This is a genomic window from Erwinia aphidicola, assembly GCF_024169515.1.
Taxonomy (GTDB): domain Bacteria; phylum Pseudomonadota; class Gammaproteobacteria; order Enterobacterales; family Enterobacteriaceae; genus Erwinia; species Erwinia aphidicola.
On sequence record NZ_JAMKCQ010000001.1, the window covers coordinates 606,018 to 625,712 of the forward strand.

General features: G+C 57.2%; 18 protein-coding genes and 1 pseudogene. 4 read left to right on the plus strand and 15 right to left on the minus strand.

Annotated elements, in window-relative coordinates:
• Positions 1–308: 308 nt before the first annotated feature.
• From J2Y91_RS02700 to J2Y91_RS02715, 4 genes are all read left to right on the plus strand, one after another.
• Positions 309–1,820 (plus strand): flagellin N-terminal helical domain-containing protein, encoded by a 1,512-nt coding sequence (locus J2Y91_RS02700; RefSeq protein WP_253537149.1) that lies wholly within the window; start codon positions 309–311, stop codon positions 1,818–1,820.
• Positions 1,821–2,279: 459 nt separating this feature from the next.
• Positions 2,280–3,110 (plus strand): winged helix-turn-helix domain-containing protein, encoded by an 831-nt coding sequence (locus J2Y91_RS02705; RefSeq protein ID WP_253537152.1) that lies wholly within the window; start codon positions 2,280–2,282, stop codon positions 3,108–3,110.
• Positions 3,082–3,600, plus strand: coding sequence for a hypothetical protein (locus J2Y91_RS02710; protein ID WP_253537155.1), 519 nt, complete (start codon positions 3,082–3,084; stop codon positions 3,598–3,600). The genes J2Y91_RS02705 and J2Y91_RS02710 overlap by 29 nt, the downstream gene beginning before the upstream one ends.
• Positions 3,601–3,711: 111 nt before the next feature.
• Positions 3,712–4,296, plus strand: coding sequence for an acyltransferase (locus J2Y91_RS02715; RefSeq protein ID WP_253537158.1), 585 nt, complete (start codon positions 3,712–3,714; stop codon positions 4,294–4,296).
• A gap of 16 nt (positions 4,297–4,312) precedes the next feature.
• On the opposite strand, the pseudogene J2Y91_RS02720 reads toward J2Y91_RS02715, so the two are convergent.
• The 15 genes and pseudogenes from J2Y91_RS02720 to fliF form a co-directional block, all read right to left on the minus strand.
• Positions 4,313–5,445 (minus strand): annotated as a pseudogene (locus J2Y91_RS02720) (DegT/DnrJ/EryC1/StrS family aminotransferase).
• A 1-nt stretch (position 5,446) separates the two neighbouring features.
• Entirely contained in the window at positions 5,447–8,818 is a 3,372-nt protein-coding gene (locus J2Y91_RS02725) for an O-linked N-acetylglucosamine transferase family protein (RefSeq protein WP_253537161.1), read from the minus strand.
• A 148-nt stretch (positions 8,819–8,966) separates the two neighbouring features.
• Positions 8,967–9,746 carry a flagellar biosynthetic protein FliR gene (fliR, locus tag J2Y91_RS02730; RefSeq protein ID WP_253537164.1) on the minus strand — a complete coding sequence of 260 codons (780 nt, stop codon included), beginning with the start codon at positions 9,744–9,746 and terminating at the stop codon, positions 8,967–8,969.
• Positions 9,746–10,015: a flagellar biosynthesis protein FliQ gene (gene fliQ / locus J2Y91_RS02735; RefSeq protein ID WP_099753776.1), complete on the minus strand. Its 270-nt coding sequence runs from the start codon at positions 10,013–10,015 to the stop codon at positions 9,746–9,748. The genes fliR and fliQ overlap by 1 nt, the downstream gene beginning before the upstream one ends.
• Positions 10,016–10,025: 10 nt before the next feature.
• Positions 10,026–10,775 carry a flagellar type III secretion system pore protein FliP gene (gene fliP, locus J2Y91_RS02740; RefSeq protein ID WP_413449793.1) on the minus strand — a complete coding sequence of 250 codons (750 nt, stop codon included), beginning with the start codon at positions 10,773–10,775 and terminating at the stop codon, positions 10,026–10,028.
• Positions 10,769–11,161, minus strand: a complete 393-nt coding sequence (gene fliO / locus J2Y91_RS02745; RefSeq protein WP_133622941.1) for a flagellar biosynthetic protein FliO — start codon at positions 11,159–11,161, stop codon at positions 10,769–10,771. The genes fliP and fliO overlap by 7 nt, the downstream gene beginning before the upstream one ends.
• Positions 11,161–11,535, minus strand: coding sequence for a flagellar motor switch protein FliN (gene fliN / locus J2Y91_RS02750; protein WP_133622940.1), 375 nt, complete (start codon positions 11,533–11,535; stop codon positions 11,161–11,163). Before fliN ends, fliO begins: the two co-directional genes overlap by 1 nt.
• 7 nt (positions 11,536–11,542) lie before the next feature.
• Positions 11,543–12,535: a flagellar motor switch protein FliM gene (fliM, locus tag J2Y91_RS02755; protein ID WP_253537168.1), complete on the minus strand. Its 993-nt coding sequence runs from the start codon at positions 12,533–12,535 to the stop codon at positions 11,543–11,545.
• A 5-nt stretch (positions 12,536–12,540) separates the two neighbouring features.
• Positions 12,541–13,053 carry a flagellar basal body-associated protein FliL gene (fliL, locus tag J2Y91_RS02760; RefSeq protein ID WP_253537171.1) on the minus strand — a complete coding sequence of 171 codons (513 nt, stop codon included), beginning with the start codon at positions 13,051–13,053 and terminating at the stop codon, positions 12,541–12,543.
• Positions 13,054–13,180: 127 nt separating this feature from the next.
• Positions 13,181–14,305, minus strand: a complete 1,125-nt coding sequence (locus J2Y91_RS02765; protein ID WP_253537175.1) for a flagellar hook-length control protein FliK — start codon at positions 14,303–14,305, stop codon at positions 13,181–13,183.
• On the minus strand, positions 14,302–14,751 hold the full coding sequence (fliJ, locus tag J2Y91_RS02770) for a flagellar export protein FliJ (RefSeq protein WP_253537177.1): 450 nt from the start codon (positions 14,749–14,751) through the stop codon (positions 14,302–14,304). The genes J2Y91_RS02765 and fliJ overlap by 4 nt, the downstream gene beginning before the upstream one ends.
• A complete protein-coding gene (gene fliI, locus J2Y91_RS02775) occupies positions 14,748–16,127 on the minus strand; it encodes a flagellar protein export ATPase FliI (RefSeq protein WP_253537180.1) in 1,380 nt (459 codons plus the stop codon). Before fliI ends, fliJ begins: the two co-directional genes overlap by 4 nt.
• On the minus strand, positions 16,124–16,834 hold the full coding sequence (locus J2Y91_RS02780) for a flagellar assembly protein FliH (RefSeq protein WP_253537182.1): 711 nt from the start codon (positions 16,832–16,834) through the stop codon (positions 16,124–16,126). The genes fliI and J2Y91_RS02780 overlap by 4 nt, the downstream gene beginning before the upstream one ends.
• Positions 16,821–17,807, minus strand: a complete 987-nt coding sequence (fliG, locus tag J2Y91_RS02785; protein WP_253537185.1) for a flagellar motor switch protein FliG — start codon at positions 17,805–17,807, stop codon at positions 16,821–16,823. Before fliG ends, J2Y91_RS02780 begins: the two co-directional genes overlap by 14 nt.
• Complete coding sequence (gene fliF, locus J2Y91_RS02790) at positions 17,804–19,507, minus strand: flagellar basal-body MS-ring/collar protein FliF (protein WP_253537187.1); 1,704 nt, start codon at positions 19,505–19,507, stop codon at positions 17,804–17,806. Before fliF ends, fliG begins: the two co-directional genes overlap by 4 nt.
• Between the last annotated feature and the right edge of the window lie 188 nt (positions 19,508–19,695).

Here is a 19,695-nt window from a genome sequence, read left to right on the forward strand (position 1 = left end):
CACATAAATAGCCATCGGATATTTTTCACTTTAGTTTAATTTTTTACAGTTCTGGCGACAACAGCCTCATCCCTTATCTGACACAGGTGCCATCTGTTCTGCGCTTTGAATGGCGTATAAAGGAAAGCCACTTAACCAAAGCCGATAATTAGCCTCAACCATGAAGCTAATTAGAGGATTTGAACTTTTTCGCAAAAAAAATTTCAGTCATTTTTAATTCACACCGATAGCTTAGTTATGCGCAACAACGTACGACGCATAAGTTAATAGCACTTAATTTAGCCCAACCCATTTATGAGGATTTAAATATGGCCCAGGTCATTAACACCAACTCACTGAGCCTGATGGCTCAGACTAACCTGAACAAATCACAGGCTTCTCTGGGTACCGCTATCCAGCGTCTCTCTTCCGGCCTGCGTATTAACAGCGCCAAAGACGATGCAGCGGGTCAGGCTATCACCAACCGCTTCACTGCCAACATTGAAGGCATGACTCAGGCGGCACGTAACGCCAACGACGGTATCTCCCTGGCGCAGACCACTGAAGGCGCGCTGAACGAGATCAACGACAACCTGCTGAACATTCGTCGTCTGTCCGAGCAGGCACTGAACGGCACCAACTCAGAATCTGATAAAAAATCCATCCAGGAAGAAGTCACCGCGCGTCTTGCTGAAATCGGCCGTATCGCCAAAGACACCGAGTTCAACGGCGTGAACGTGCTGGACGGCTCCACCTCTTCTCTGCAGATTCAGATTGGCGCGAAAGATGGCCAGACCATCGGTATCGACCTGCCAGCCATGGACCTGGAGAAACTGGGTCTGGATAAGTATACGGTGGTGAGCGCGCTGGAGAGCAAGTACGTCAAACCAACGCTGAGCGCTGCAGGCAATGCTGTCGCCGCAACTGCTGATATCGGCAATCCTGAGAGCCCAACCGGATTTAAGCTTAATGCGGCTGCAATGGGTAAAATTGCAACTGAAGTTGGTGCCGCTAGCGCAGCAAGAGTTGAGCTTTTCAGCGTCGACGATGGTAAGGGCGGAACTCAGTACTACGCCTACGATTTAGATAAAGATGTGGCAACTCAAATCACCATGACCGCGGATGGATTAGGTGCACCTGAAACCGCTCCGGGTGCTGCCGATGAAGTGATTGGCCAGATGGCTACCGTTACAGCAGGAGAAACGCTTTCCAATGTCGACTCCGATATCCTGAAAAACGGCGTTAGCGCCCTGGAAGGTAAAGCACGCGATTACGCAGTGGGTAAAGAGATCACTCTGGCCAGCGGCGGTACTCACACCCTGGAAGCCACCGATCTGGATGCTGTCGTTGCAGCGCTCGGTGGCACCGCAACAGCGGACAACACCCAGCTGATCGGTCTGGAAGATAAGTCGGGCAATATGACTTATTATGCGGTGAGCACTGCTGCCGATGGCAGCCAGATTGGTGCAGAAGTCACGCTGGATGATACCGGCGCGGGCTTCACTGCAGTGAAAGCCGCTGATATGAGCGTGAAAGATCTGCAAAAAATGGAAGAGCTGCATGGGGGCGCCGGCGTTCTGGCGACCATGGATGCTGCCCTGGCACAGGTTGACAGCTTCCGCTCTGGTCTGGGTGCGGTGCAGAACCGTTTCAACTCGATCATCAGCAACCTGAACACCACCGTGAATAACATGACCGAATCGAAATCACGTATCCTGGATGCGGACTTCTCTTCTGAAGTGTCTGCCATGAGCCGTGCCAACATCCTGCAGTCAGCCGGTATCACTGTGCTGTCCCAGGCGAACCAGGTTCCACAGAACGTGCTTCAGCTGCTGCGTTAATTCGCGTTAAGTTTCCGGCCCATCCTGTCAATTTTGGGCTGTTGCCCTCCCCCCGGGGAGGGTTTTTTTATGCGTGCACGAAGTACCATTAATAAACTGAATGCTTCACCCCTCCCACTTTCTCCTTCATGCCTGTTTACCACTATTAACAAAGTTAAATCTCCTTCGCTCATAGCAGAATATTCAATGTCCATTTACTAATTAACAAACATTTACAAGATTATTAACCCTGGCAACCATCGCGACTTTTTGCCCTATGTGGTGCATAATACGCCGTGAAATTAATAAATTAACAGAAAGAAGCTGCCCTTCCACCGTTATTAAAACATTAACAATGCTAAATACAGCAACCGTTTCAGGCCTGGCGCTTCTTTCACTAACTAGGAAAAATCCTAATACATTCAATTAAATCAATAGCTCACTAAATATAATAACTCTTAAAGAAGATTCGCTACTCTTATGCATAACACCATCGCCATTGGCACCTCGCTAAAACTCGACCGGCGTACCCGCACGCTGTCGAACACTAAAGATGGGAACAGCGTTACGCTGCCTGCTTCTGCCTGCCGCTGCCTGCAAGCCCTGGTGGAGGAGAAAGAGAACGTCCTGTCCTACGAACAGCTGATGGATATCGGCTGGCGCAACGCCGGGGTCGAAGTCACCGAAAACAGCGTCCGCGTGATGATCACCAAAATCCGCCGCGCGCTGGGGGCGCTGAAGGTTGACGATCGCATCCAGCTGGTTGCGGTTACCCGCAGCGGCTATCGCCTGATCGTCAATAAAGAGGCGGTGGTGGTTCCCGCTGCGCCCCCCGCAAAGGTCATTACTCCCCAGGCCACTCCACCCATCCCGCCAGCAGATGCCCCACCGCCACTGCCGCCCATGGCCGCGCCCGCATCGGGAGAAAAAACGGCCGTGTGGCCACGCCGTCTGTTAGCCTGTGCCGTTGGAGGGTTACTGGGCTGCCTGGCGGTGTTCCTTATCAGCGGGTATTTCAAAGTCGTGCCACAGCGCACCGACTTTATTCGCTGGCACGGGGAGGCGATACCGCCCGAGACTGAAGTATGGGTTCCGCAGGGGGAGCTGTCAGCCGCACAACAAAAAACGGTAGTCCAAACGCTACAGCTCTATGCACTTTACGCCAGCGGTTATGGGCCCTATGAGGAGAAAGCGCGCTTCCTCTACATCACCCTTGGCCATTCCCCCCGTCACCTGGGGCTGATTGCCTGCTCCATCCCGCTGCGAGCCTCGGAGAATAATTGTGAGTCGTATTACTTCACCAAACGTTAAATCCTCCCCCCTGCTGTGGTCTGCCGGGAGCTTTCTGCTGGTCGTGCTGTTCTTCTGGGTGAAAGACGTGATGTTTTATCCTTTGAAAGATAGCTGCGTGGCGCCGGAATCTTATTATGCAATTGATGACAATAACCACTGGACCGTTGCCCGTGGTGTTTATCACTCCTACCGTGAAGGGTTGTCGCAGGTGCGTATCGTGTATAACGGCACCATTCAACACTACACCAGTGGAATGCCGTCAATGCGGGCGGTAACGGTGCTGCGTGAAGTGACTATCAAGGCACATCTGAGACAGAATCGCCTGCACAGCACGGTGCTGGAGCAGAGCCGCAAGCTGGGCGATCAAAGCAGCGATCAACAGGTCTTACAGTACGTTTTCCCCCATATTAAACCCGGTGAAAAAAGCACTACCTGGCTCTATCTGTTGAACGGTTCAGCCATCGCGACAGGCAGCGAAACCACACCGCGTACGCTCTGTGTTAACTGACGATCGGGGGTATCACCGCTAATTGGCTCCATTCCTGCCCGCTTTACGCGCTAAAGGTCGGGGCACATATCGCTTAAAATACCTGCCAATCGGACACTGATGAGAACAGCGATGGAAAGGTTGAATCCAGGGTATTACAGCGGTGCGCAGTTAAGGGAGATCGGCTTCAAGTCGGCAGGGGAAAATGTGCGGGTGGCGAAAAACTGCACCATCGTCGGGCCAGGTAATATTAGCCTGGGTGACAATGTCAGAATTGATGGCTTTACCACCATCATTGCGCCTGGAGAGGGGTATTTAACGCTGGGTAGTTACGTTCATATCGGCAGTCACTGCACCCTGCTTGCCAGTGCGGGGATCGTAATGCGCGATTTCTCCTGTCTGTCGCACGGCGTCAGGCTGTATACCAAAAGTGACGACTACAGCGGAGAGTTTATGACTAACCCTATGGTTCCGTCGCACCTTACCAACGTAACTTCCGCACCCATCGTCATTGGCCGCCATGCCATTGTTGGCTCACAGGCCAGCATCATGCCCGGCTGCTTTCTTGCCGATGGCAGCGCGATCGGCGCCAATTCCCTCGTCACCAAGGATTGTGAGGAGTGGACAATTTATGCCGGTTCCCCCGCCAGAAAGATCAAGGAGCGCAAGCGTAACCCGCTGACGCTGGAAAAATTCATTACCGCGCCAGCCCGATAGTTCTGGCGCGCTACGACTATGCCGCCGTGTCTTTCGCCGCATAGCCTCTGATGATACCGATAATAACCTCAATAACATCCTGCTCCAGCCCCGGATAGAGCGGCAGGCAAATCACGCGATCGGCAGCCCGGTGCGCATTCGGCAGATTTTCAGGATTGGCCCCGGCCGAGTGACGGTAGATATGGAAGCTGCTGATCAGCGGATAGAAGTAGCGGCGTGGGATAATATTCTGCGCAATCAACGCCTCGTAGAGCGCATCGCGGCCTAACCCATATTCAGCTTCGACCACCAGGGGAAAATACGCATAGTTCCAGGCCACGTTTTGCGGCAGCGGGGGGATGTGAATGCCCTTCACTCCGGCCAGCCCCTGACGGTAGGTGGCATCCAGCGCCGCGCGCTGGCCGATCGCATGTTCGATATGCTCCAGCTGCAGCAAGCCATAAGCCGCCTGCAACTCGTTCATTTTGCCATTAATCCCCGCCGCCACCACGGTGGTCTCATCAGCAATACCAAAGTTTTTTAACAGGTCAATACGCCGCTTCATGCTGGCGCTGTGGCTGATAATTGCCCCCCTTCAATGGTGTTGAACACCTTGGTAGCGTGGAAACTCAGCACCGACAGATCGCCCTCCAGCAGCACGCTGCGCGAGTTATGCCGTACGCCAAAGGCGTGGGCGGCATCATAAATCACCTTCAGGCCATACAGGTCAGCGATCTGCTGAATGCGCGCGCTGTTGCAGGGAATGCCGTAGCAGTGCACCGGCATGATCGCCGTGGTGTTGGCGGTGATCGCCTGCTCAATTTTTTCCGCATCCATATTAAACCCGCCCGCTTCGGTATCGACAAATACCGGCGTCAGGCCATTCCACAGCAGCGAATGGGCGGTAGCAATAAATGAGTAGGGTGTAGTGATCACCTCGCCGGTTATGCGCAGTGCCTGCAACGCGGTCAGCAGGGCAATAGTACCGTTGGAAAACAGGCTGATATGCTCTACACCGAGGTGATCTGCCAGCGCGCTTTCAAGCTGCTGATGATGTGGACCGTTGTTGGTTAATACCCGGTTATCCCAGATCTGCTCCAGATACGGAATAAACTCGGCCAGCGGCGGCATCAGCGGTCGGGTGACATAGGTTTTTTTATCCAGTGACATCTTACTGCTCCTCCCAACGATGCTCATCTTCAATAAACAGTGCGCTGGGAACCTCACCTGCCAAATGACGCTGCCAGACGGTCTCGATCATCTTTTCAAAGTAGTAAGCATTATGGCTGTGGCTGGCTTCACGCTGTTTGATACGTGCGCGCAGCGACTGACGAATGGCGCTGAGATAGTCATAGCGCCGATCGAGTTCAATCACCTTAGCGGCGTACTCATCCAGGCTGGCGGTGACGAATTCGCCGAGGTTGAAGGTTTTCATCGTTGCCGCCGTGGTGCGGGAAACCGCAGAACCTTCCGTGGTCGTCACCAGCGGCACCCCCATCCAGCTGGCGTGCTGCGCGGTGGTTCCGGCGGAATAAGGGTGGCTATCCAGCAGAATATCGACCTCATTGTGCATGGCCAGATAGTCAGCAAAGCTCTGCTTCATGCGAAAATCCAGCTGCTCAGGCTTAACGCCACGCCGGGTCATCTCCAGCCGGTAGCCGTCGCTCATCCGTTCATCGTTCATATAGGCGAACAGCAGTCGGGCATGTGGCAACGCCCGCAGGATGTTGGCCCAGCAGTCGAGGATTGCTGGCGTCAGTTTTTGCGGCCGGTTGAAATTACCCAACGTCAGATAGCCATTTTTCAACGCCGGCAGTTCGCTCACTTCCGGCGCCACTGCGCTGTATTCAAATATTTTTGCCGAAGGCAGCGAGACTAATTTTTCCGTGAAGATCGCATCCAGCTCACCGGGTGCCATCAAATGATCGTGGGCGATGTAATAATCCATCTGCTGCAGCCCGGTGGTGCCAACAAATCCAATCCATGACATCTGTAGCGCGGCGGGCTTCAGCGCAAAGGTCAGCAGGCGGTTCCCCTCGGTAAAGCCAGAGAGATCGATTAGCACATCAATGTTATCGCTGGCAATTTGCTGCGCCAGCTCCAGGGCGCTGAGGGCCGCGACGCTGCGAAACAGCGTCGCGCTTTCGCGATATTGCTGGGTGATCCGATCCTCTCTGCCCGTTGCATAAGCATACAGCTCAAAGCGATCGCGATTAATGCTGTGCCACACCGGGTAAATGAAATGATGTACCGGGTGCCCTCTTAAATCCCCTGACACGAAGCCAATGCGGATTTTATCCCTGCCGTCCGAAGGAGTCTGTGCGCTTCGCGCCAGCGTAGTGCTTTGCGCCCACTGGCTGGCCAGCACGCCAAAGTCGACGTGGGCATGGAATTTTTCTTCCGCACTGAGAACGGCATCATGGGACAAAAGAAACAGGTAAAGCGCATGGCTATTTAGCCGATTAATAGCGCCCTTCGGTAATGCCAGCGCCTGCGTGCACAGCGCTTTTGCCTCTTCCATTCGCCCGGTGTGGCTATACAGGGTGGCGAGACGTAACAGGCTGATGCTGTTTTTCGCATCATGTTTTAAGGAAGCCTGCAGGCACTGCTCCTCGCGTATTTTATCGTCGATTGCGTTGTAGCAGCTGGATAAATCCAGCCAGCGCTCGCCGTTTTTGTCATCCTGTTTTAACAGCTGCTGAAACAGTAATCGTGGGGTAGATGATTTTGCCTCAAGGCTGGTCAGCACCCGCGCCAGCGAATTCAGCACGGAGTGCAGATCGCCGCCCTGCCCAAGCCTTCTCGCCAGCAGCGTCAGCGCCGTTTCGTTATCTCCCGCCTTATTGCAGGCCGCGGCCGCCAGCATCAGTAAGGTACTGTCCGTGGGGTGCTCTATCAATAGCCCGGCAATATCCTCGCGGGCTTGCTGAATATGCCCTGCATTGAGCAACTGCTGGGCTTTAGAGGCTTTTATGGGGTTGACGCTGACACGCGGTTTTATTGCTCGCAGGCTACGTTCCATACTGGCTGATAACAAGCCACCCTGCTCTTCTGCACTGGTGGCCAGCAGAAATGCGCGCATGGCGCCCTCAACCAGGGTTCGATCGCCACAGGCAATGATGCGCTGCCAGAAGTGCGCCCAGCTGGTAGCGCTGCCAATAAGCAGGCCTTTGCCCGCCAGTTCAATGGCGTATCTTGCATCGCTCAAATTATCCGGATGCGGCCATCGCTGCCACGCCGCAAACTCTTCACGCTTAAACGCCAGCCGCTCCCCCCACCCGTTGGTGCGGGCGCAGTAAGCGCCGTCGGCCACTTCCGTGGTGCTGAAATCACAGGTCAGCCTCAGCTCACCCTCGGCACGGTTATAGGGTGACGGCGCGGCGCTGAGATACAGCGATGGCGGCTTATTGAGGAACAGCTCTTCCAGCGCGGCCATCATCCTTTTGCGATGGTCGACCGGGTTTTCTGGTTCCAGCGTCAGCTGGATGAGTTGTTCCGTGCTGAGACTGCGCGGCCAGGCGGCGCTCAGCCAGTCGAGCAGGCGGCGAATATCCGGGTTGCTGGTATTAACCATTTCGCCGTAGCGCGTAATGCGCTGGTTTTCATCCCCGGTCAGTGCACAGCTCGCCGCCCAGTGCATCGTCATGAGCTGGCTAAGATCCGGTCGGTGACTGAAAAGCTGAGCGGATTTCCCGCTAATCAGCAGGCTAAAGCGCTCGCTGCGCTGCACGGCAAAATCGAGGTACTGCTGCGCCTGCAGTGCGCTGCTGCCTGCCGCAACCGTCTGGTGCAGCAGCGCGATCTGAGCGCCGTAGTGGGCAGCCAGCTCTGACTGCGGCACCACATCGCCCAGCAGCTGAAGCCGTTCGGCATCCACCCGCTGCGCGAAATCGCTCAGCAGACAGGCGTCCTGATTCTCTTCCAGATACTGCGCGTGCAGCTCAGCATCGCTCAGCTTCTGTGCCGCCGCCGCAGCCTCTTTCACGTCAATGCTGGCGTCCGCCATCGCCATAAAGCTCAGCATCGCTCTGGCGCTGGCCAGCCACGCCTGCTCGCTCTGCGCCGCCGCGCTGTGGAAAACGATCGCCTGCTGTAATACCTTCTGGCTTCTGGCCCCCGGCAGGGTATTCCAGCGCACCGCGATAATCCCATTATCGTTGAGCTGCCGCTGGCACCATTGCATCAGGGCACTGCGCGCGCTGTTATCCAGCAGCGTGTACATCGCCGGGATAATAATATAATCGAAGCGGCCTGCATCTATTGACAGCAGATCCTGTAAGCCCAGGCAATAGAGATGGAGATTATTCAGTTCAGCCTGGCGGGCATTATTCTGCGCCGCCTCGATGCGCTGTGCATCAATATCTACGCCCACACAGGTTGATTGTGGATAAACCGTGGCATGACGGATTAAATTAGCGCCATTTCCGCAGCCAATCTCCAGAATAGCGGCAGTAGAAACATCTCCACAGGGGAATTTATACAGCCAGGCCGCAGCCGCAATTGCCGTCGGGGAGTGATGCCATGAGGTATATAAGCTTGCCACAAAAATATCCTGAGTGAGGGTGAATCCTGGCTGCGGTGCGCGCCAATAAATAAGAATATGACTATGGCGAAATTCTATCATTCGAAGGGGGAAGTCGAGCTACGGATAAGCGGGCAGAAGTGGTGACAATTAATTTTTTTATCGGGTATTAAGCCAGAGCGTGAATTAACGCCGCCATATTATCAAATACCGTCGCCATCAGCCTTTCGATAAACGGGGCGAGGGTTTGGGAAATCAGCGACAGCGCCACCATGCCCACGGTCAGCGTCAGCGGGAAGCCGATCACGAAAATCGACAGCTGCGGCGTCATACGGTTAAGCAGGCCAAGGATAAAGTTAATGCACAGCAGCAGCGCGATAATCGGCAGCCCAAGCATCAGCCCTTGCTGAAAAATCATCCCTGCCTGATTGACCAGCAGGTAAAAGCCGCCCAACTGCAGCGGCGCATCGTCCACCGGCAGCTGCTGGAAGCTTTCGGCGACCATGGCAATCAGCCACAGATGGCCGTTGAATACCAGGAACAGCAGCGTCACCAGCAGATTGAGGAAGCGTGAGATCACCGGAATATTCCCGGCATTAGGGTCAAAGAAGGTGGCGAACGACAGGCCCATCTGCATACCGATCATCTCCCCGGCCATCTTCACCGCGACAAACAGCAGCTGGATCGACAGCCCTAACGCGGCGCCGATCAGCACCTGCTTTGCCACTGCCCAGACGCCCTGCACCGAATACAGCGCGATCTGGCTGTCCGGCAGCTGGCCGCCAATCAGCGCGGCGATCAGAATCGAAAGCCCGACGCGCACGCGCACGCTGACGCCCTTCTCACTAAAGACTGGCGCCACGGTTAACAGCGCGGCAATACGCACCATAATCAGGAAATAGTGGCTGAGCAGCTCATAGATCTGCGGCAGGGGAACGGAAAAGGCCATCAGCCGATAACTGACGGAATGTTGATAATCAGCGCGCGGGTGTATTCGATAAAGTTACGCATCATCCACGGGCCGAGGATCACCGCAATGCCGACAATCACCAGGATTTTGGGAATAAAGGTCATGGTCATTTCGTTGATCTGCGTGGCGGCCTGCAAAATACTGATAATCAGGCCGGTGGCCAGCGCGGCCAGCAGCAGCGGCCCGGCGACCATCAGGCCGAGTTTTATCGCCTGGATTCCGAGGTTCATTACACTTTCAGGAGTCATGACGGGTTACCTAACTGTAGAAGCTCTGCGCCAGCGAGCCCATTAACAGGGTCCAGCCGTCGACCAGCACGAACAGCATCAGCTTAAACGGCAGTGCAATGGTGGCGGGCGGCACCATCATCATCCCCAGCGCCATCAGAATACTGGCAATCACCAGGTCAATAATCAGGAAGGGGATAAAGATGGTGAAGCCGATCTGGAACGCGGTTTTCAGCTCGCTGGTGATAAATGACGGCACCAGAATACCCAGCGGCACCTCTTCCGGCGTGTTGAACTCCCCGGCTTTGGCGATCTGTGCAAACATCGCCAGGTCGTTTTCCCGCGTCTGGTCCAGCATAAACGCCTTCAGCGGCTTGATGCCCTTCTCCAGCGCCACTTCCATGGTGATCTTATCTTCCTGCAGCGGCTGCCAGGCTTCATCGTAGATCTGGTTAAACACCGGCGACATTACGTAAAAGGTCAGGAACAGCGCCAGCCCGACCAGTACCTGGTTTGGCGGCGCCGTCGGGGTGCCGAGCGCGTTACGCATCAGCCCGAGCACGATAACAATGCGGGTAAAGCCGGTCATCATCAGCAGCAGCGCGGGCAGGAAGGTCAGCGAGCTGAGCAGCACCAGCGTCTGCACCGGCAGCGTCCAGCCGCCGTCGCTCTGCGGGTTCGCCAGGGTGATATCGCCGTTGGCCGCCAGCGCGCTCGCGGCAGGCAGCAGCAGTGCGGCCAGCCCGCAGAGCAGCCGCAGCAGAGAGGTGCGCGTCATGATGCCGCGCCCCCGCGCTGTTTCTGCCTGAGCTTATGCAGCAGCTGGCCGAAACTTCCCGCGCCTGCTGCCGGAACCTCTGGCTGCTCACTGAGCGGTTTCGCCAGCGTCGCCAGGCAGACGATCTGCGTGGCCGTCACGCCCAGCACCAGACGCTGATCCTCAACGTCAATCAGCACGATACGCTCGCGTGCGCCCAGCGATTTACTGGCGACCACCGCAATCAGGCTGCCGTCGTTAAAGCGACCGGCGATGCCGCTGCGACGAGCCGCCCAGGCCAGCAGCACCATCACCAGGATAATCAGCGCCAGCGCACCGGAGACCGTCAGCAGCACCGAATCTGTCCCGCCTGTCGAGGCCGTGTTGATCATTGAGGAAGAGGTTTTCATTAGCGGCTCAGGCGGTGCATACGCTCGGACGGAGTAATAATATCGGTAATGCGGATGCCGAATTTATCGGACACCACCACCACTTCGCCCTGCGCAATCAGGTAGCCGTTAATCAGGATATCCAGCGGTTCACCCGCCAGGCCGTCAAGCGACACCACCGACCCCTGGCTCAAACGCAGCAGCTCTTTAATGGTCATTTTGGTCCGACCCAGCTCTACCGTCATTTTGACCGGGATATCGAGGATTAAATTAAGCTCATCTGAAAATTGTGGCACTGACATTGGCTGGGTCATTCCCGCTGAACTCTGCTCGCTCATCGCCTCCCCCCAAAGGTCATCCGTCTCTGAACCCGACGAGAGTTTATTGTCGCTCATGGGGAAATTACTCCTTATCAAACGTATGTAATGCGGATTGAATCATCTGCTCTATGCGCAGAGCATACTGATTGTTTACGGAGCCATATTTCGCGGTAAATACCGGCACGCCACCGACGCGGGCGGCAATAAGCTCCTGCTTATCTAAGGGGATCACATCGTCGATCTTGAGATTCATCACGTTCGACAGACGGGTATCCACATCGGCAAACTGCGCCACCAGCTCCAGCTCGGTTTCGCGCATCTGGCTGACCAGCAGGCCGCGCCACTGGGTATCTTCGTGCCCGACGTTCTCCATCGGTGGATTACTCAGTACTTCACGCAGCGGCTCAATGGTGCTGAACGGAATACAGATATTGAACTCGCCCTTGTGCGATCCAATTTCCACCGAGAATGGCGTCGTCACCACCACGTCATTCGGTGACGAGGTGATGTTGGTGAACTTCACCTGCACTTCAGAACGGATATATTCCGTTTTGATTTTAAAAATGGTGCTCCAGGCAAACTCGTAGGCTTCCTGCGCCATGGTCAGCATGCGGTGGATCACCCGCTGTTCGGTCGGGGTAAATTCCCGCCCGTCCGCCTTGGTGGGAAAACGACCGTCGCCGCCAAACAGGTTATCCACCGCCATAAACACCAGCCCCGGCGAGAAGGCCATCAGCGAGGTGCCGCGCAGCGGATTAAGATGCAGCAGGTTCAGGTTGGTTGGCACCGGCAGGTTGCGGGCAAACTCGTGATACGGCTGGATTTTAATACTGCCGGCGGTAATATCCGGGCTGCGGCGCAGCAGGTTAAATAACCCCATGCGAAACTGGCGCGCAAAGCGTTCGTTAATAATTTCCAGCGAATGCAGACGTTCGCGGATCACCCGCCGCTGAGTGTGCGGATCGTAAGGCCTGGCCTCATGGTCGGTGACGCTGTTCAGCGGTTCATCGCTGCTTTCGCTGTCGGCATTCAGCAGGTGATCAATTTCTGCCTGGGATAGAAAGTTGTCAGACATGGTTATTACCGCAGAATAAATTCGTTAAACAGGACATCTGTGACCGAGACCGCCTGTTTAGATGCCAGAGGCTTGCTCACTTCATCTTTAATTTTGTCCATCAACTGCTGCTTACCTTCATTGGTGGACAGCTCTTCATAACTTAATTTCGACAGCAGAATCAGCAGGCGACTACGATATTCCGGCAGAAACTTTTCCAGGGTCAGCATCGAGTGTTTATCTGCCATTCGTAGTGAAACGCCGACAAACAGCACGCGGTCGCTCTCTTTTTCCGTTGGTTTGAGGCTGACGGTAAAGGTACTTAATGACTGATACAGGGGTTCTGCGTCGACAGGCTTTTTCACTGCCGCTGTGCCATCTGTATTAGCTGGATTAACTGGATTAGCCTGTAATTTTTTCATTTCCCAGAACAGGTAACCGGCAAAACCACAGGCCGCAATCATGACGATAAACATTAAAATCATCAAAAATGGACGCCGCGAACGGCCGCCCGCTGCTTTTTTATTTTTATTACTCATTGATTAAACTCTGTAATGAAAGCGCTATTCTGATTTCTGTCACATCAGATAAGGCGCGTATTGTAGTCCACTTATTCGCCAGGATAATTACCTGATGAAGTTCCATTAGTGCGGGTATTTCACCGCATCATGCAAAGGTATTTATCCCGGCAGCGGAGCTCAGATGGTGCAGCGCGATCGGCTGACTATTTTCCTCTTCCAGCAGCGGCTCAGCGCTCCCCTGCCGCGCGTGGCCATGGCCGGATGAGCCGTTGCCCTGCGCCTGGGCGCCTGCGAAATGCGGATTATCCGCGCTGACGCTGGTCTGCCCCAGCTGGACCCCTGTTTCTGCCAGCGCGCTGCGCAGCTGCGGCATTGCGGCTTCCAGCGCCTGACGCACCTGCGGATGTTCGCTGACGATATGCAGCTCCGCCTGGTTCTGCTGCATGCGCAGGGTGATTTGCAGCGCGCCCAGCTCTTCCGGGTGCAGCTTGATCTGCGCGTTATCCACGCCGTCACGGCTGAAGATCGCCAGCTGCTGACCGAGTGACTGCTGCCATGCCGGGGTGCCTACCGGGTGCGGGTTAACGACGACTGGCGGCGCTGCCGGAGCGGGCAAGGTTATGGCGGTCAGTACCGGACGTGGCGCCGCCATCAGCGGCGCATCGCTGGTGCTACGGCTATCCAGCGGCAGCAAAGCCTCGCGCTCAGGACTGACCACCAGCGGTTTAGTGGTGTTGACGGCCAGCGCGCCGAGCTGCGGCAGGCTGGCTGGCAGCGTTTCCGCTACGGCGTTCGCCGCCTGATCGAGCGGCAACGGCGGGCGCGGCACCGGGGAGCGCGATGGCCGCACGTCCGCCGTTACCTCGCGCAGCAGCGGGGCATCCTGCGCATCGGCCCCGGCGTTTTGCGCCACCAGCTGCTGTAGCTGCCAGCCATCGGGCAGGGCTGGCTGAGCGGGCAGCAGTGGCGCAGGCACCACAGCGTCAGGCGTCAGCAGCACAATCTCTGGCAGGGCGGACTTGTCATCCGCGCCAATCACTGGCGGCAGAGTACTCTGGTCATCCGCAGCAACCACTTCCGCCAGCAGCTCGCCCGGAATCTCTTCCCCGGGCTGTACTGGCAGCAGCGATTCCGGCAGCAGCGGCGCGTTGTCCGTCAATCCTGCCAGCAGTTGAGCAAAGTGCCCTGCTTCCCCTGCAGCCAGCGTCTCATCAGGCCCTGCCAGCCTGCGGGCCGCACTGCCCAGCAGCGCATTGATATCAATATTCATAGCCTGTCTCTTTTTTGCCCGGCTCGCTGCGCGAACTCGTCCATCATTTTTTGTTCATGGCGGTTTTCCGCCAGGGTGCGGGCGTCTTCACGCCGCGTCAGCAGGGTCTCAAACGCGGTGAGCCGCTGCTTGTCCTGTATCCAGCTCTGCTTCGCCTCGGTGACGTTCAGCTCGCACTGGCTGAGGTGCTGGTCGTGCTGCTTCACTACCTGATTCAGCGCTAAAATAAACGCCTGATGGTTCACCAAGTCGGCGACGCTCATGCCGCGGCTCTGCATGCTGCTGCGCAGCGACTGCTGGTATTCGCGTTCATAGCCCTCCAGCTGCTCGCCCTGGGTCAGCGCCTGCTGCCAGACCTGCTGCGCGCTGCCTAACGCCTGGGTGGTCTGCGTTAACTTCTCTGCGGCCATCTCACGCAGCATGACCATCGGATTTTGGCTTTTCATCGGCTTATGCCCTGTGCAGTGACGTCAGGAAACAGCTGCGCCAACGCGCTGACGGCCCGGTCGTAATCGCAGCTTTCGTGGATCGCCTGGTGCAGATACGCTTCCATCGCCGGATAGTGCTGGATAGCCTGGTCGAGCAGCGCATCGCTGCCCGCCACGTAAGCGCCAACGCTGACCAGGTCACGGTTGCGCTGGTAACAGGAGAGCTGCTGCTTGAAGGTCTGCACTTGGCGGTACTGCGGGTGCGGGATCAGCTCGGTCATTGCGCGGCTGATCGACGCTTCAATATCGATTGCCGGGTAGTGCCCGGACTCCGCCAGACGGCGCGACAGAACAATGTGGCCGTCGAGAATGGCACGTGCCGAGTCGGCAATCGGGTCCTGCTGATCGTCGCCTTCGGTCAGGACGGTGTAGAACGCGGTGATGGAACCGCCGCCGGGCATACCGTTACCGGCCCTTTCCACCAGCGCGGGCAGGCGGGCAAACACGGATGGCGGATAGCCTTTGGTCGCCGGGGGTTCGCCGATCGCCAGCGCCACCTCACGCTGCGCCATGGCGAAGCGCGTCAGGGAATCCATAATCAGCAGCACGTTAAGGCCGCGATCGCGAAAATCTTCGGCAATGCGCGTGGCGTACACCGCGCCCTGCATGCGCAGGATCGGTGACACATCCGCCGGGGCGGCAATCACCACCGCACGCTGGATCCCCTCTTCACCGAGGATATTTTCAATAAAGTCTTTCACCTCGCGTCCGCGTTCACCGATTAGGCCGACGACGATGACGTCGGCATCGGTAAAGCGCGCCATCATGCCGAGCAGCACGCTTTTCCCGACGCCGGATCCGGCAAACAGCCCCATGCGCTGGCCGCGCCCGACGGTCAGCAGGCCGTTAATCGCACGTACGCCAACATCGAGCACTTTTTTGATCGGGTCACGGTGCAGCGGGTTAAGCGGCTGGGTAAACAGACTGGCGCAGTCGGTTTTCAGCGGCGCCGGGCGCCCGTCCAGCGGGCGGCCCTGCGCGTCCAGCACCCTGCCGAGCAGCTGTGGCCCGACCGGCAGCTGTTTGCCGACCGCTTCGGACTCCGGCGCGTAGACGCGGGCGCCGGGCAGGATGCCGTCGACGTGCTCCAGCGGCATCAGATACAGCACCTGATCTTTAAAGCCGACCACTTCGCTTTCCACCGGCACCACGCCGTCGCGGGTTTGACGCTCAACAATGCACAGTGCGCCAATCGGCAGCTTCAGCCCGACCGCTTCCATCACCAGCCCGGTGGCGCGCGTCAGCCTGCCGTACTGGCGAAACGGCGCGATATCGCCGATGCGCGTCTCGACGCGATCGATCGCGTCAAGCCAGCGTTGCAGATGCGCTGTCATGCGGATAGCTCCTCGTGCGCCAGCTGGCACAGCTTCTGCCAGCGTGTTTCTAAGGTGGCATCCAGCTCCACTTCATCGGTTAACAGGCGGCAGCCGCCGGGTAACAGCTGGCTGTCGGTATGCAGCTCCCAGCCCATCGCGACCAGCGTCTCGCCGAGCGCCCCGTCAATCAGCGGACGATCGTCCGGGTGGATCATCAGCCGGATTTTGCCGTTCAGCAGCGGATCCTGGCGCATCAGCTGTTTAATCTGCTGCTGCAGCTGGGTATTGCTGCTGCCCTGCTCGCTGCCGTGCAGGCTCTGTACCGCCTGCAACGCCAGCTGCACCAGACGGCTGGGGATCAGGCTGTCGAGGCTGTCCAGCGACAGCTTGAATGAAGCGATCCACGCTTCGACGCCCTTCAGCGCCGCCTGCTGCGCGCTCTGAGCCTCGCTGATGCCCTGCGCGATGCCGGCTTCATGCCCGCTGTGAAAGCCGGCTTCATAGCCCTGCTTTTTGCCCTCTTCCTGGCCCTGAGTCAGCCCCTGGTTGTACCCCTGCTGCTCCGCCTGCTTGCGCAGCCGTGCCAGTTCGGCTTTGAACTGGGCATCGCTGGCCGGGTTGTTAGTGACCGGCAGCGGCTCCTGGTGCTCGCTTTCCGTAGCCAGTAAGTTATCCGGCTTCCAGCTGCGCCACTGCGGTTTATTCTGCTCATCAGACGTAGGCATCGTCGCTGCTCCCAATCAGAATTTCGCCGGTTTCGGCCAGGCGACGCACTACCAGCAGTACCGATTTCTGTTCTGCCTCGACCTGCGACAGGCGCACCGGCCCCCGGGAAGCGAGATCCTCGGCCATCAGGTCCGCCTGGCGGCGTGACATATTGCGGAAGAACTTGTCGCGCAGCGCCTCGTTGGCCCCTTTCAGCGCGATCAGCAGGGTCTCGCTTTCGATCTCCTGCAGAATGCGCTGGATGCTGCGGTCTTCGACATCCACCAGATTTTCGAACAGGAACATCTCGTCGATGATTTTCTGCGCCAGCTCGCCGTCGAAATCGCGTACCGCGTTGATCGCCGCCTCTTCCTGCTGGGATTTCATCAGGTTGAGGATCTCCGCCGCCGGACGCACGCCGCCCATTTTGCTGCGCTTGAGGTTCTGGCCGTGCAGCAGATTGTTGAGCACTTCGGTCAGCTCCTGCAGCGCGGCAGGCTGCACGCCACCGAAGGTGGCGATACGCAGCATAATGTCGTTACGCTCTTTATCGTCAAACTGCCCCAGAATATCTGCCGCCTGGTTACGCTTCAGGTGCACGAGGATGGTGGCGATAATCTGCGGATGCTCTTCGCGGATCAGGTCGTATACCGTTTGCGGCTCCATAAAGTTGAGCGTTTCGATGCCGTTGTTGCCCTGCTGGGAGTCCAGCAGATCTTCCAGCAGCGACGAAGCGCGCTCTTCGCCCAGCGCTTTCACCAGCACGCTGCGCAGGTAGTCGTTGGTGTTCAGGCTCAGCGCCGCATACTCGCCAGAGTCTTTGGCGAACTCCTCCAGCACTGCTGACATCTGGTCATGGGTAAAACCGGCCATGTTGACCATCGAGCTGCTGATCTGTTTGACCTCGTGGGCGTTGAGGTGCTTAAACACTTCGGCCGCCAGCTCATCGCCGAGGGTCAGCATGACGATGGCGCTTTTATCACAGGCATTCATGGTTTCTGCTGCTCCTTATTCATCCACTGACGCATGACCAGGGCGATCACGCGCGGCTCCTGTTCGGCCAGTTCGCGCAGCTGCTGACTGTTCATCTCGCTGTCGACGCGGCGCTGTGCTTTGGCGTGAGCTTTCATCTCCGCCACTTTCTTCTTCTCATCCAGTTCAACCTGGCGTACCTGCTGCTCCATCTCCATACGACGGATCGCGGTTTCCTGATGGCGCAGCCAGGTCGGCTGCACCAGCTTGCGCCACAGCACCCAGGCAATAATGGCGATCACCAGGTAGCGGGCGATGGACATCATCAGCGCCTGGAAGCTCTGCTGCTGCCACAGCGGTGGCATCACCTCTTCCTCTACGCCGTTAAAGGCGGAGTTAACGATGTTGATGCTGTCCCCGCGTGCAGCGCTGTAGCCGATAGCTTCTTTCACCAGGGTGTTGATACGCTCCAGCTCGGCGGCGGCCAGCGGGCCTGGCTTGCCCTCTTTGCCGGCAGGCAGGTAGTTAATCACCACCGCCACCGACAGCCGTTGGATCTGCCCGACGCTGGTTTTGGTGTGGATCAGGGTGCGGTCAACCTCAAAGTTGGTAGTTTCATCGTTGCGGTTGTTATAAGGCTGGGCGCTCTCGTTGCTGCCCGCGCCTGCCGTTTGCGTGCTGGTGCTGTTGTTCTGACCCTTGGCGGCCGGAGTGGCTGGCGTCAGCGGTTTCCTCAGGGGAGCCGTTGCCGGGGTTGGCGGCGTATTGCTTAACGCGCCCGGAACGCCGCCGGTGGTGCGTCCGTTGCCCTGCGCTGACTGGCTGGACTGACGGCTGCGGATCGCCATTTTGTCGCTGTCTGCATTGGGCTGATACTGCTCATCGGTGCGCTCCTGCTGGGTAAAGTCCATTTGTGCGGTGACCTGGGTGCGCACATTGCTGTCGCCCACCAGCGGGGCCAGCAGACGCTGAATGCGCTGCTGATAATCGTTTTCAATCTCGTTGGTATACTTCAGCTGTGAGGTCTGCATGCCGCGCACGCCGCTCTGCGTCAGCAGGTTGCCGCGCTGGTCGACAAGGGTGACGTTATCCGCCGATAGCCCGGTGACCGCACTGGAAACCAGATGGGTAATCGCCGTGACCTGGCCGTCATCCAGCGTGCGGCCCTGCGCCAGGGTGACGCTGACCGAAGCGGTTGGCAGCTTCTGGTCACGTACGAACATCGACGGTTTCGGCACCGCCAGATGCACGCGAGCACTGAGGATCGGCCCGAGGTTTTCAATGGTGCGTGACAGCTCGCCCTCCAGCGCACGCTGAAAGTTAATCTGCTCGCTGAACTGGCTGATACCGAACTTCTCCTGGTCGAGCAGTTCAAAGCCAACGGAACCGCCCTTCGGCAGCCCCTGCTGAGCCATCTTCATGCGCGCTTCGTGCACCTGCCCTTCCGGCACCATAATCGCGCCGCCCGGCGTATCGATGCGGTAAGGGATATTCATCTGCGCCAGCTGAGTGACAATGGCACCGCCATCCTCATCGCTAATGTTGCTAAACAGCACGCGATACCCCGGCTCCTTCGCCCAGATTAGCAGTGCAATGATCGCGGAAAGTGCCGCCGCAGCGGCGATAACCAGCAGCAGTTTAGGGTTGGCGCGAAATGAGCTCATTGCCGCCTTTATACTGTCTGCCGGGTTGCTCTTTAAATCATTTGTTGTGGCACTCATGCCGTAATCCTGTAAGAAATAATCACGCAGCCAAAACCTGCGAACAAGCCTGCCGGTGATGCAAGACAGCAGCCGATGAACGTATATTTTGAGAAATTTTGAGGGGCGTATTATCGTCCTAAAGGCGTTTTTTTTAAGCATAAATAAGCTCAAAGTTCTGTCAGCTTATCGGGTTTTTCGCCAATTTC

What these genes read in the sequence shown, in the direction of transcription:
- J2Y91_RS02705 (WP_253537152.1), top strand. Translation starts at nt 2,280, where the DNA reads ATGCATAACACCATCGCCATTGGCACCTCGCTAAAACTCGACCGGCGT.
- fliR (WP_253537164.1), bottom strand. Translation starts at nt 9,746, where the DNA reads ATGGCCTTTTCCGTTCCCCTGCCGCAGATCTATGAGCTGCTCAGCCAC.
- fliJ (WP_253537177.1), bottom strand. Translation starts at nt 14,751, where the DNA reads ATGAAAAGCCAAAATCCGATGGTCATGCTGCGTGAGATGGCCGCAGAG.
- J2Y91_RS02700 (WP_253537149.1), top strand. Translation starts at nt 309, where the DNA reads ATGGCCCAGGTCATTAACACCAACTCACTGAGCCTGATGGCTCAGACT.
- J2Y91_RS02765 (WP_253537175.1), bottom strand. Translation starts at nt 14,305, where the DNA reads ATGAATATTGATATCAATGCGCTGCTGGGCAGTGCGGCCCGCAGGCTG.
- fliN (WP_133622940.1), bottom strand. Translation starts at nt 11,535, where the DNA reads ATGAGCGACAATAAACTCTCGTCGGGTTCAGAGACGGATGACCTTTGG.
- fliI (WP_253537180.1), bottom strand. Translation starts at nt 16,127, where the DNA reads ATGACAGCGCATCTGCAACGCTGGCTTGACGCGATCGATCGCGTCGAG.
- J2Y91_RS02780 (WP_253537182.1), bottom strand. Translation starts at nt 16,834, where the DNA reads ATGCCTACGTCTGATGAGCAGAATAAACCGCAGTGGCGCAGCTGGAAG.
- fliQ (WP_099753776.1), bottom strand. Translation starts at nt 10,015, where the DNA reads ATGACTCCTGAAAGTGTAATGAACCTCGGAATCCAGGCGATAAAACTC.
- fliF (WP_253537187.1), bottom strand. Translation starts at nt 19,507, where the DNA reads ATGAGTGCCACAACAAATGATTTAAAGAGCAACCCGGCAGACAGTATA.
- fliO (WP_133622941.1), bottom strand. Translation starts at nt 11,161, where the DNA reads ATGAAAACCTCTTCCTCAATGATCAACACGGCCTCGACAGGCGGGACA.
- J2Y91_RS02715 (WP_253537158.1), top strand. Translation starts at nt 3,712, where the DNA reads ATGGAAAGGTTGAATCCAGGGTATTACAGCGGTGCGCAGTTAAGGGAG.
- fliM (WP_253537168.1), bottom strand. Translation starts at nt 12,535, where the DNA reads ATGTCTGACAACTTTCTATCCCAGGCAGAAATTGATCACCTGCTGAAT.
- fliL (WP_253537171.1), bottom strand. Translation starts at nt 13,053, where the DNA reads ATGAGTAATAAAAATAAAAAAGCAGCGGGCGGCCGTTCGCGGCGTCCA.
- fliG (WP_253537185.1), bottom strand. Translation starts at nt 17,807, where the DNA reads ATGAATGCCTGTGATAAAAGCGCCATCGTCATGCTGACCCTCGGCGAT.